Consider the following 12,231-nt stretch of genomic DNA (forward strand, 5'->3'; position numbering starts at 1 on the left):
ATGGCTTGGTCCGCGCGATAATCTTCTGCTATACTTATCGATGGTGCAGCGCTTCGATCATCTCCAAAACGAAGGCCTCATGTAACCGTCCGGTGGGGGAGCCTTTGTGATTTCGGATTTCTCGGCTTAGTTACGGAATTAAATAGGTAATTAATTCTGTAACTTGGGTGAGAGATGACGCGGGTGGAGATTTTGACGGGGCGGGAGCGCCGCCGCTCCTGGTCGAGCGAGGAGAAGCTGGCGATCCTTTCGGAAGTGGCGTCCGGCGAGGGGATGGTCGCCGAGATCGCCCGGCGCCACGATATCCTGGCACCTCAGATTTATGCCTGGTGACATTGCCCCTTGCGCCTAATCCAGTTTGAAGTTCGTTCTGGCCCATTGAGAGGACCAGGACATGAGACGCAGTCGTTTCACCGAAGAGCAGATCATCGGCATCCTGAAGGAGCACGAGAGCGGCGTGCTTGCGGCACAGCTCTGCCACAGGCACGGCGTCAGCGACGCCAGCATTTACAAATGGAAAGCCAAGTACGGCGGCATGGATGTCAGCGAGGCCAAGCGGTTGAAGGCACTTGAGGACGAGAACGCCAAGCTGAAGCGAATGCTGGCCGAGGCCATGCTCGACAATGTCGCACTGAAAGATCTTCTGGAAAAGAAATGGTAGCGCCCGCTGCCGAGCGGAAGGCTGTCGCTCACCTGGTGGAGCACCACGGGATGAGCGAACGGCGGGCGTGTAAAGCCATCGGCTGTAGCCGCATGACGGTGAGATACCTCTCTACCCGACCCGACGACCGGGACCTCCGGGAGCGTATGATCGCGCTTGCCCACGAGCGGCGTCCCTTCGGCTACCGACGCCTGCACGTGTTGCTGCGCCGGGAGGGCTATGAGGTCAACTACAAGAAGTTGTTCCGCCTTTATCGGGAGGGGAAGCTGAAGGTGCGGCGGCGTGGTGGCCGGAAGCGGGCGATCGGCACACGGGCACCGATGCTGTTGCCGCTCGCCCCCAACGAACGCTGGAGTCTCGATTTTGTCTCGGACCAGTTCACCGATGGACGGCGATTCCGCATCCTCACGGTTGTCGACGACTGCACGCGGGAATGCCTGAGGCTGTTGGCGGACACCTCACTGTCGGGTGTCCGTGTGGCTCGCGAGCTCGATCGGCTGATCGCCGAACGCGGCAAGCCGAAGATGATCGTCTCCGACAACGGCACCGAGTTCACCAGCAACGCCATCCTCACATGGGCAGAAGGCGCTGGCGTCGAATGGCACTACATTGCGCCGGGCAAGCCGATGCAGAACCGCTTCACCGAGAGCTTCAACGGCCGCCTTCGCGACGAGTTGCTAAACGAGACACTGTTCTCCTCGCTGGCCCACGCAAAAGCTGCGCTGGCGAATTGGAGGGCCGATTACAACACGTCTCGCCCGCATTCCCAGATCGACTGGTGTACGCCGTCCGAGTTTGCGGCTACCTTCCCATCCCGTCGGGCTCTGGCGCTCCGCCAAATGACAGCTCCGCGCCGACGCCCGACACCACCGTCCGTCAGGACAAAGCCAACGCCGGAAACGAACTCAGAACTGGATAAAACTTGGGGGCAACGTCACCTCATGTGGGTCGAGACGAGAGCCACGACGCCAGCCCTGCGCTCTTGCTGACCACTCGCCCAGCTTCCGCCCGGCCGATCTAGCGGATCGCAGTCGATACGCCGAACCCGAACCGCGCGGCCGCCTGACGAGCAGAAAGCCCTTCTGATGTCGAAGCCTGCAAAGCACGTGATCGCAAAATCGTCGCTCAGCGCTCGTACCCCTCCGGAGAAGGCCGCCTTGTGAGTTTGGATTGTTGCGAAGAATCTCCGGCTGTTTTGATCCGGCAGTAGCGCCGGCATTAATGCTGGAGAGGCTGTTGTGGTTGGAGATGAGGTTTTCACCCGGCGCCGACGCTGGACGTGGGACGTGGGACGTGGGACGTGGGACGAGAAGCGGGCCGTTGTCGCGTAGGCTATGTCGACGGGCAACGTGCTTGGGGTAGCAAAGCAACACGGCATCCAAGCCCAGCAAATCTACTGCTGGCGGGATCGGCTTGCGAGCGCAAGAGACGCTGCAGAGTTCGTGGCTGTTTCGCTTGCCTCAGACAGTTTGGCCCTTCCGGCTCCGGATGGTGTGCCGTCCGAAGAGCCGGCCGATTGTCAGATGGGTTCCGGCAGCGGATTGGGTGAACGGGTGGAGATTGCGGTCGGGGACAGGCTGGTCATCAGGCTGACGTCCAGTTCGAACGCGGACTTCCTGGTACAGGTCGTGGCCGGCCTGATGGGGTGCCGGTTGTGATCCCGATGCCGGCCGGCGTGAAGGTGTGGCTGGCGACGGGCCATACGGATATGCGCAAAGGGTTTGCCGGGCTGTCGCTCCAGGTTCAGGAGATCCTGCGCCTCGATCCGTTTAGCGGCCACGTATTCGTGTTCCGTGGACGTCGGGGCGATCGTCTGAAGGTGCTCTGGCATGATGGCCAAGGGGCCTGCCTGTTCATGAAGCGTCTGGAACAAGGGCGGTTTCTGTGGCCGTCCGTCGCCGATGGCGTGGTGACGATCAGCGTTGGCCAACTCGGCTATCTTCTCGAAGGCATCGACTGGCGGAACCCGCAGAAGGTGTGGCGGCCCAGCCGGGCCGGGTAAGCGGATGGGGCTAAAATTATTGGTCAACGCACTGTTTTTGTGATTCAATCTGGCCATGGAAGACGACTTGGCCACGCCCGGGGATGACATCGACGCGCTGAAGGCGGCGCTCCGTATTGCACGGGCTGAAGCCGAGCATGCGGCTGCGGAACTCGCCGCCGAACGAGCCCGGCGGAGCGAAGATCAGGCCCTGATCGCCCATCTCAAACTGACCATCGAGAAGCTTAAGCACGACAAGTACGGCCCCCATTCGGAGCGGACTGTCCGCCTTCTCGATCAGTTGGAACTGCAACTGGCTGATCTTGAGGCTGCGGCGACGGAAGACGAACTGGCAGCCGAAGCGAGTGCCAGGCGCACGACGACGGTGTCGTCCTTTGCACGCCAGCGGCCCTCGCACCGGCCGTTCCCTGCCCATTTGCCGCGCGAGCGTGTCATCGTGCCCGGTCCGACGAACTGTTCCTGTTGTGGTAGCAATCGGCTGCGCAAGCTGGGCGAAGACATCACCCAGACGCTGGAGGTCATCCCCCGTCAGTGGAAAGTGGTCGAGACGGTCCGCGAGAAGTTCACCTGCCGCGACTGCGAAGCCATCAGTCAGGCGCCGGCGCCGTTTCATGTCATCCCGCGCGGGCATGTCGGGCCGAACCTGCTGGCGATGATCCTGTTCGAGAAGTTCGGTCAGCATCAGCCGCTCAACCGGCAGAGCGAGCGTTACGCCCGCGAGGGTGTCGCTCTCAGCCTGTCGACGTTGGCCGATCATGTCGGAGCGGCGGCCTTCGTTCTGAAGCCCTTGTTCGAGCGGTTGGAATCCCATGTGTTCACTGCCGAGCGACTGCATGGCGATGACACCACGGTGCCTGTTCTGGCCAAGGGCAAGACGATCACCGGGCGGATGTGGACCTACGTGCGGGATGATCGCCCCTTCGGCGGTCCCGAACCGCCGGCAGCCGTGTTCTATTACTCGCGGGATCGTGCCGGGGAGCATCCGGAGGCGCATCTTGCAGGCTATAGCGGCCTATTCCAGGCGGATGCCTATGGTGGGTATGCCGGGCTCTATGCTCCAGACCGTAAACCAGGCCCGTTGCTGGAGGCGGCCTGCTGGGTTCATGCACGACGTCCGTTCTTCCTGATGGCCGACATCGAGGCGGCGGCGCGCCGGAAGGTCCAGTCCAAAGGCCGGGTGGCGCCGGTTGTCTCGCCGATCGCTCTCGAAGTCATCAGGCGGATCGATGCCCTATTTGCCATCGAGCGGGATATCAATGGCAAGCCAGCCGAGGAACGACTGTCAGCTCGCCAGCAACTGAGCCGACCGCTTGTCGACGATCTCCATGACTACATGGCGGCGGAGCGCGCCAAGCTCTCGCGCGGCAGCGAAGTTGCCAAAGCCATCGACTACGTGCTCAAGCGCTGGCCTGCCTTCACGCGCTTTCTCTCCGATGGCCGGGTTTGCCTCAGCAATAACGCCGCCGAACGCGCGTTGCGTGGCCTCGCCCTTGGCAGGAAGTCGTGGCTGTTCGCAGGTTCCGACCGAGGCGGGACCCGTGCTGCCATGATGACCAGTCTCATCGTGACCGCCAAGATGAACGACATCGATCCACAAGCTTGGCTCGCCGATGTCCTTGCCCGGATTGCCGAACTGCCGCAGGGCCATATCGGCGAGCTTCTGCCGTGGAATTGGAAAGCCTCCACCGAGGAGCCCCTGGCAGCATGACGCGCTCACCGAGATCGACAGGCACGGCCACTTCCGTTGCAAGATTGAAGGTTGTGCTCGACGACGTCGAGCCTCAAGTCATGCGGCGGCTGGATGTGCCGCTCAACATTCGCCTCGATCGGCTGCACGAGGCGCTGCAGGCCGCCATCGGCTGGTCCAACAGCCATCTCTACGAACTGGTCTTCAAAGGTGTCGGCTTCGGCCTTCCCGACGACGGCTGGGGCGACGGTCCAATGGATGCCCGCAAGGCGAGGCTCATCGACATCGTTGAGGATACCGGCGCCAAGTCGTTCAAATATCTCTACGACTTCGGCGATGGCTGGGAGCACTCGATCAAGATCGAGAAGATCATGCCGGCGATCGATGGCGTCTCCTATCCTTGCCTGATCGAAGCCTCAGGAGCCTGCCCGCCCGAGGACAGTGGCGGTCCATGGGGATTCATGGAAGCGCGACAAGCACTTGCCGATCCTAACCACGAGCGCCATCAGGAAATCCGCGAATGGTGGGGCATCGAAACCTACGACCCAGCCGCCGTGGACATCCCAGCCATTGAAGCGTCCCTCGAAAAACTCGCCAAACGATGGACACCAAGGCGAAGAGCCCCGAAATAAGCGCGAACAATCGCCTCTGCGGCCTTCGGCGGAGGGTTACGGATTTTGCGCCACACCTCCAGTTGGTCGTGGACAAAGTCCATCGCCCGGGGCCGGTTGCCACGCGTCGGTGGAAACGGTCCTCGCGCAGTTTTACCTTGACCTGCCGCTTCGGTACCGAGGATTGCCCAACCGCTGCCCCAACTCCTTGTAAAAATCACAGACCTGCTTGGGATTGAACGCCCAGCCGTCACGCCGCAAAAGCACGTGAACACGCCGGTAGAGGTAGCGGACACGGGTTTCGCAGATCTCCTTGATCCGCTGTGGAATGGCTCATCGGCATCCTCGACGACCTGAGCCCCAACTCCCTGAAATTCCAGCTATCGCTGGACCAAAGTCGGAGAGCGATTCAAAGCAGCGGATCGTAATTTGGCAGCAAGAGTCCACACCGATGTAGCCGAATGCACGCGCAACGTTTATAATGTCGACGTTGACCAACCCTTTGTTGACTATATCAAGTAGCGAATGATTGACGGCAACGTAAGAGCCGCGACTGCCCGAAGCATCTGGATTCAGGCTAATGTCGGCCTAGAGTTGAGTTGGCGAGCAATATATGAAATAATGGCGACGATGAACAATTCATGGCGATAACTGGCCGAAAATGGAGAGATACATTGAAGCGCACCTTTGTCGCATTGGCGTTTTTTTCATTCACCAGCGGACATGTATTTGCGCAGGAGATCTGTCCACAATTCCCTGAACCGCTCGCGGTTAAGAAGCCTTCGACCGATCCGATGGTGGCATCTAACGGCCAGTCAAGGACCTCAACGGATTTCAACTTTTTCACAATGCAAGGCGTTGGAAACGAACCGGGTATTATTTTCGTTGGGGACAGCCTAACGCAAGGCGATGGTGCAACCTCAAAGGAAACATCTTATCCCAAGCGCGCCATTGAAGCGCTAGATAAACCGAGGAAATTTGTTGTATACGCCGCTGGCGGCAAGACGTCGACCGCCATTGCAGATGTGTTCTCAAAAGAAACCGTTGGCGCTTATGATATTGGGGTGATTTGGGTAGGAAGAAACAATGTTTCGCAACGCGAAAAGATTGTTGAAGATGTGAAGCAGATCAGCCAAAAATTTGAATCTAAAAAGGTTCTAGTTTTAGGCGTACTTAAGGGCCTGCGTATGAGCGAACAAAAAGGAAAAATTGGTCAGGACATAGACCAGATCAATAATGATCTACGCTCGGCCTTCCCAAATGCGGTGCTCGACGTTCGCACTGTGCTAGCGTGCGATGACTATAGAGACAATATCCATCTGAATGATCGGGGATACGCCAAGGTTGGCGCGCTTGTTCAGAGCGAAATCACGTCGCGCGGGTGGTGAGTCCTGATTCGGCGCAATCGAGAACCAGCGGTGCGGTCATGCCGCTCAGCCGCAAGGTGCCGGTCCTCCAATAACCATGGGGTGTCGCCCGGCTGCGCTCACCGCGCAGAGACCATATGTGAAGGCGCGACATCTTCGTCCAAAGCCCAGCCTCGTTGATAAAGACCTGACGGGCCGGATCAAGATCGCGTGGTGGTACGGCAGCCGCGCGTATCTCTACGCCAAGCGCCTGGATACGTCCGCGTTTTTCTGGCCACGGCAAATAGCCAGACGGGCCCCATAGAGCGCTTAGCAGATGATGGCCTCAACTGGGGGCGCGTTCATCGACTCGATGTCCGACGACCCAAGAGGCCAAAGATGCCGCTCAATCCATTGGAAAGACGTGTATTTTTGTCTGCCCTATAGTGTGATTTCGGTAATAAGCGATCCGTCGCCCCCCTCTCGATGATCTTGAAGCGCTCAAGGCGTTCGCCCTGGCAATGGCAGAAGAGGTGGCCCAGGTTGATAGTCTCGAAGTAGAAATCACCGCGCTCAAAACCCTGAACATAGCTGTCAAGGCGGGCTCGCTCGGCTGACGTCGCGCTCCTGAAGTCTCTAGAGCGAGCCCGCTACGGCAAACAGCCCGAGAAGCTTGGGCCAGAGACGCAGGCGGGCAACAGAACTTGGTGTTCGAGGAGATCAAGGCAAGTTCCGACAAGCCCACGCGGGCGCCGCGTCCGCGCAAGGGTTTTGCCGTTAACCACGAACGGTCGAAACGATAATCGAGCCGAGATCCCGCTGAATACCTCGGCCTTGCGAAGATCACGACTGGCGAAGACGCCAGTGAACGACTAGGCCGTAAACTCATAAATTCGCTTGGCGTTTGTTGGATCGCATGATTCAAGGCTTCCGAAAGGGGAAGCCTTGATGACGCGTCGCCGGTACGAACTCACCGACCATGAATGGTCGATCCTGTCGCCGTTATTGCCCAACAAGCCGCGTGGCGTTCCTCGCGTCGATGATCGTCGTGTGATGAACGGCATCCTTTGGCGCTTCCGGACAGGATCGCCTTGGGCGGAAGTCCCCGAGCGCTACGGCCCGCCGACCACTTGCTACAATCGCTTCGTTCGCTGGCGGAAGGCCGGCGTCTGGGATCGGCTTCTTGAAGCGGTTTCCTCCGCCTACGACGGCGACATCGTCATGATCGACTCGACCTGTGTCCGCGTTCACCAGCACGCCGCCACGGGAAAAAGGGGGATGGATACGATGGCGGCATGGGCGGAGCAGACAAAGGTTCCGGCGATCTGCAAGATCGCTGGAATGGCTGCGTAGGGCGTTCCCGCGGTGGACTTACGAGCAAAATCCACGCGCTCGTCGACGCTGAAGGTCGCCCCGTCACCCTCCGTCTGACGGGCGGACAGGTTGCCGACTGCACCGAAGCCGACGCCCTCACCGATGACCTCGGCGAAGGCGACATCCTACTGGCCGACAAGGGGTATGACAGCAATGCCATTCGGGCCAAAGCGGCTGAGCGGAAGGCCTGGGCCAACATTCCGCCGAAGACCAATCGCAAGGGCACCTTCTCGTTCTCGCGTTGGGTCTACCGGCAGCGGAACCTCGTAGAGCGGTTCTTCAATCGGATCAAACAGTTCCGGGGCATCGCAACGCGCTACGACAAGCGGCCAGAAAACTAGCTCGCCGCTGTTAAGCTCGTCGCAGCGAAGATCTGGTGCCAGAGCTTATGAGTCTACGCCCTAGTGGATTGACTCCAACGCTTGGAACCCTCGGTTTCTGGCTGCGATGATTGCCTGTGGGTAGGCTCGCCAGACGAATGGCTTGGGTGCTTGGTTGTGTTCGTCGATGAACCGGTTGATCGCGGTCTGGAGATCGACAACCGATCTGAAGACGCCGTTTTGCAACCGACGGCGCGTCAGGATGGCAAAGAAGCCTTCGACAGCGTTCAGCCATGAGCTGGAGGTCGGCGTGAAGTGGAACGTCCGCGTCTCAATTTCTACCGATCGATACCGGCGTGCAGCGTCATTCATCTCCCTCAGTCTGCGCCCATTGCCGGGGGCGCCGGTAGAATTTTGGCGGGGACACCTACTGCAACATGCCCCGGTGGAACCGCTGATAGCACGACTGCATTGGCGCCTACGATAGCTCCACTTCCGATTTGCACAGGCCCGAGAATAACGGCACCCGAAGATACAATAACCCCATCACCCAAGACGGCAAAATTGCCAATTTCGTTAGCCTGAGATGTATATTTTTTACCGATTGTTGCATTTTGAAGTATAGTCGCCCCTCTCCCAACCCTAGCTGCCCCAATGACAATCCCTGCAGGGTGCGGCATATAGAGACCTGGGCCGATTACCGCGTGGGGAGATATATCACACGAATTTAGTAGAACATTCGCCCGCCAGAATAATTTCGATACCATTTTTCCTAGAATCCCATATTTTAACGCCCCACTTGATATCCTGTAGAAGAGCGCAGCAAGGAAACCTGGATAGATAAATATCCCAACAAATAACAATATATAACGCCGCTTAACAGAATATCTCCCAATATCAGAACATACGTCACTTCGGAAAGACCCATTCATCTTCTCTGGACCCTCTTGTTGAGAGAAACAATATATTTTAATAACGCACAATAACTCGAAACAACCATTTTCAATGCGACTCAAACACAGATATTTTCTGTAATTCTATTTCTGCAATAATATTTACGTATTTGTATTGTATTTTATGTATACGTGAATTTATTACCATCTTTTTTGATATTAAGATTGAAAAATTACTTACTTCGAGTAAGTTTTGTTTAGCGTTTCAAATGATTTCTCAATTGAAAATCCGCTCTCGGTAATCCGGTCATAGGCCTCGGCAGGTGTCACGGGGTAATCACTCTCGATCAGACGCACTATCTCCCCAGCCCAGGCTTCAATGCCGTCGCTCAGCTCCAGCCGTGTGACCAGCTCGGGGATGGCATCCACTTCGTGCGTTATGCTGTTCGACAGTAGGCACTTTCTCCCCGAAGAGAGCGCCTCGAGAACAACCAAAGGCAGCCCTTCATAAAGCGAAGGCAAAATGAACAGGTCGAAAGTCTGCAGCAGAATATTGGCGTCAGACCGCGCCCCAAGGAACTTCACCCGATCCGACAGCCCCTTGTGCACCACATAATCCTCGAGCTCTCTTTGCCGCTGGTCGTCGCCTCCGCCAACCAGGACAAGGTAGGCCTCGGGAACGGTCATCGACACTCGCTCAAATACGTCGATCAGAAAGGCGTGATTCTTCTGCGGATGAAATCTTCCGACGTGACCAACGATCTGCGCGGATGGAGCCAGCCCGAGAAACTCGCGCATGCTTGCCGCGCGCTCTGGAATGTATTTGTAAGCCTCAAAATCTCTTCCACAATAAGCAAGCGAACTCTTCTTGCTTTTTTTCCAGTGCTTTCCATACACCACCTCGCCAGCAACGTTGCTGACCGCGAAGAGGTGGGTGCTGAAAACTGGTAAAATGCACCTCATGGTGGCGTTGTAGGCTGCTCTCGGCAGGCTCTCTTCTTTCATGACAGGCGCGTTGTGACTGTGGCTGATTCTGACAGGCACGCGGAGAAATAGGCCGATCAGCATAACTAGGCCATTCTGGAAGGAGTTATGGGCGTGAATAGATTTATAGCCACCGCCCGCGCGATTCACCCTGGCCAGAGCGGACAGAAGGCTAAATATACTCCTGTGCGATCTGACATAATACACGTTGGAGCCGCAATCTCTGGCTACCTTCGCGAGCGGCTGTTCGACTGCATCATAAGTAAGAATGTCCATTTGGACGCCTCTCTTATTCGCAATCTTGATCAGGTCGATCAACCATGTCTGGATTCCGCCGTAGCCCATGGATGCGACGACATGCAGTACTTTCCCACCAGCCATAAGAGCTACCCGTTGCAATTGGTGTGAATCTCGAAATTTGAAAACCTGTTTACTTAAAATATTAAGTTCGACCCGACCAGAATTTTTAGCGAAGCCTATGCCACCGAGACGGCGGTATTCTTCCGGCAAGATCGACTGTCGGTTCGGACCACTTCAAGTGGCCAGCTTGCTTCGTGTCACCCGCCCGCGCGCACCGACCTCTGACAATTTAAGGTTCAGGGCCGCGCATCCGCGCACCATCGGCGAGAGCGCCTTGGCTGCGGAGAGCCGCCGGTGCCGCCCCGTCACTGGGACCTGCCGAGCAGCACTCGCGCTGAGAAACGCTAATTCGGATCGCGAAGGCAACTCGGCCTGGCCTTGGTCTTCTCGGCAAGGCGCGAAACGCCGCATCGGCACCGAGGTGATACTTGTTCTCTCAAAACTCTCGGCCTCGGCCCGCAGCCCTATGTCAAGCATTTGTCAGGCTGTGCCCGGCAGGCGGGATTGTCATGCCTCATACCGCCGTTGTCCATCCGCAGGCCGGAGCGTTCCGACCATCATGTCTTTTTCGTTTTCAACACGAACCGATAGTACATTTTTACCATTACGAGCGGGCCCACGCCATACCACACAATATTTCTGATAATCTGCTGCAGCTCTGAACGCGGGTAGAAGGTTATAATTGCACATATACAGGCCCAATAGGCAAAGGCGATCGGAAAATGATTGTTTTTTACCTTGATCGCGCCCCGGGCCAACGCATATCCCAGGATAGCACTGACAATGACGACGCCGACCCACGAGAAATTCAAGTAGGCTTCTCCAACGTAGGAAAAGCCGAAGCCTCCTCCAGTAACAGCCCACTCCGGCCTGATCATCGTGGTGATCCATAGCGAGAGTTTGCTCGCGTCCGCCAGATTTTCACCGCCACCGAGATGCGGCACCAGAATAGACAGTGCAATGGCGTAACTCTTGCCTAAATCAAACGGTCGCGCCTCGGGCACGATTTGATAGACCCAGGAGACGATCCGGATTCCCGACCTCCCCATTTCGTCAAGTATCTGGATCGCGGGGTTATTAATACTGTTAAACGCCGTAAGCAAAGATTCTACTGAGTATCTGTCGGCTGAGTTTGACTCTCGCGTCGCGGCGATAATCGGGAACACGACGAACAAGACGATCAGACCTGAGGTAGCCGCCCACACTTTCGGGATTGGAGATACTCTTCGATGCCAGGTCCAGGCAACCGCCAAAATCGGCATAATCGCGTGCCCTCGCGTCCCCACATAGAAGTTGAGGCCTGCATACATTAACGTTATGAGCGCACCTACATATGCGGGCTTCCTTCGGCCACTAGCGATCAGGAAAATCGCCGCGGGAACAATCAGTTCCATCAGAATGAAGGAAATACGAACCGTCGTTGACTGGATGTTTCCGGGTTCATATATGGCGGCGTAACCTCCATCACCAACCACGCTGGAATACCAGGAGAGGCTGTTGATAAACGGCACAATCGATATGGCCAGCAAAATATAGCCAACGTGAACAAGAGCTTTTGCCTCTCTCTCCACACGTCCGAAATCGACGTTTGCTGGATCCGCCTTCCCACTGGCCGAGTGCATCGCCAGAACCATACCTAGACCGAATGTCACCAAAGAAATCAGGATCATAAAGATGGCCATGTTGGCGACATCAAGGTTTACCAAACCGTTGACCATACCCCCCACCGCCTCGATGCCACCAAATACATAAAGCATCTGGTGCCCGGCCAAAAACAACGCCTGTGACAGCAGAAACAGGGTCAAAATATCAAAATAGCTTTTTGTATGAGCCCCCCAAACCATAAACGACGCCAGCTGCACAAATATGCACAGAAGCGACAGGTAATATGTCGTCTCTGGCGATGAGATATCGCCGAGGTTCACCACATACACCCCGTATATTACACACAGTGCCATTGACACTATATAGAAAATCCGCATATCCCCACTAC

General features: G+C 56.9%; 8 protein-coding genes and 6 pseudogenes. 7 read left to right on the plus strand and 7 right to left on the minus strand.

What is annotated here, in order from left to right:
* Nucleotides 1–183 precede the first annotated feature (183 nt).
* Together AB6N07_RS01270 and AB6N07_RS01275 are read left to right on the plus strand one after the other, a co-directional pair.
* A complete protein-coding gene (locus AB6N07_RS01270; protein WP_370676028.1) occupies nt 184–333 on the plus strand; it encodes a transposase in 150 nt (49 codons plus the stop codon).
* Between the two features lie 61 nt (nt 334–394).
* A pseudogene (locus AB6N07_RS01275) lies at nt 395–1,580 on the plus strand (IS3 family transposase).
* A 19-nt stretch (nt 1,581–1,599) separates the two neighbouring features.
* On the opposite strand, the pseudogene AB6N07_RS01280 reads toward AB6N07_RS01275, so the two are convergent.
* A pseudogene (locus AB6N07_RS01280) lies at nt 1,600–1,832 on the minus strand (hypothetical protein); the annotation flags it as partial.
* A 492-nt stretch (nt 1,833–2,324) separates the two neighbouring features.
* Here AB6N07_RS01280 and tnpB point away from each other — a divergent pair.
* From tnpB to AB6N07_RS01295, 3 genes are read left to right on the plus strand one after another with little or no spacing between them, the layout of a single operon-like run.
* Complete coding sequence (tnpB, locus tag AB6N07_RS01285; RefSeq protein ID WP_370678168.1) at nt 2,325–2,663, plus strand: IS66 family insertion sequence element accessory protein TnpB; 339 nt, start codon at nt 2,325–2,327, stop codon at nt 2,661–2,663.
* Between the two features lie 55 nt (nt 2,664–2,718).
* A complete protein-coding gene (locus tag AB6N07_RS01290) occupies nt 2,719–4,371 on the plus strand; it encodes an IS66 family transposase (protein WP_370676029.1) in 1,653 nt (550 codons plus the stop codon).
* Nucleotides 4,368–4,982 (plus strand): plasmid pRiA4b ORF-3 family protein, encoded by a 615-nt coding sequence (locus AB6N07_RS01295; RefSeq protein WP_370674001.1) that lies wholly within the window; start codon nt 4,368–4,370, stop codon nt 4,980–4,982. Before AB6N07_RS01290 ends, AB6N07_RS01295 begins: the two co-directional genes overlap by 4 nt.
* A gap of 38 nt (nt 4,983–5,020) precedes the next feature.
* Here the strand turns inward: AB6N07_RS01295 and AB6N07_RS01300 are convergent.
* Nucleotides 5,021–5,291 (minus strand): annotated as a pseudogene (locus AB6N07_RS01300) (IS3 family transposase); the annotation flags it as partial.
* 344 nt (nt 5,292–5,635) lie between these two features.
* Here AB6N07_RS01300 and AB6N07_RS01305 point away from each other — a divergent pair.
* On the plus strand, nt 5,636–6,349 hold the full coding sequence (locus tag AB6N07_RS01305; RefSeq protein WP_370676030.1) for an SGNH/GDSL hydrolase family protein: 714 nt from the start codon (nt 5,636–5,638) through the stop codon (nt 6,347–6,349).
* A gap of 1 nt (nt 6,350) precedes the next feature.
* On the opposite strand, the pseudogene AB6N07_RS01310 reads toward AB6N07_RS01305, so the two are convergent.
* Nucleotides 6,351–6,536 (minus strand): annotated as a pseudogene (locus AB6N07_RS01310) (IS630 family transposase); the annotation flags it as partial.
* A 719-nt stretch (nt 6,537–7,255) separates the two neighbouring features.
* Between AB6N07_RS01310 and AB6N07_RS01315 the strand changes: the two are divergent.
* A protein-coding gene (locus AB6N07_RS01315; RefSeq protein WP_370676031.1) for an IS5 family transposase occupies nt 7,256–8,022 on the plus strand; the annotation gives its coding sequence in 2 pieces (ribosomal slippage) (nt 7,256–7,571 and nt 7,571–8,022; 768 coding nt in all).
* Between the two features lie 60 nt (nt 8,023–8,082).
* Here AB6N07_RS01315 and AB6N07_RS01320 read toward each other — a convergent pair.
* The 4 genes and pseudogenes from AB6N07_RS01320 to wzy form a co-directional block, all read right to left on the minus strand.
* Nucleotides 8,083–8,325, minus strand: a pseudogene (locus AB6N07_RS01320) (IS630 family transposase); the annotation flags it as partial.
* 86 nt (nt 8,326–8,411) lie between these two features.
* Nucleotides 8,412–8,933: pseudogene (locus tag AB6N07_RS01325) on the minus strand (serine O-acetyltransferase); the annotation flags it as partial.
* A gap of 198 nt (nt 8,934–9,131) precedes the next feature.
* The gene (locus AB6N07_RS01330) at nt 9,132–10,388 is read right to left on the minus strand and encodes a glycosyltransferase (RefSeq protein ID WP_370676032.1); all 1,257 of its coding nucleotides are present in this window, start codon (nt 10,386–10,388) and stop codon (nt 9,132–9,134) included.
* A gap of 407 nt (nt 10,389–10,795) precedes the next feature.
* Nucleotides 10,796–12,220 carry an O-antigen polysaccharide polymerase Wzy gene (gene wzy / locus AB6N07_RS01335; protein WP_370676033.1) on the minus strand — a complete coding sequence of 475 codons (1,425 nt, stop codon included), beginning with the start codon at nt 12,218–12,220 and terminating at the stop codon, nt 10,796–10,798.
* Nucleotides 12,221–12,231 lie beyond the last annotated feature (11 nt).

The sequence above is a fragment of the Pleomorphomonas sp. PLEO genome (assembly GCF_041320595.1).
Lineage (GTDB): Bacteria > Pseudomonadota > Alphaproteobacteria > Rhizobiales > Pleomorphomonadaceae > Pleomorphomonas.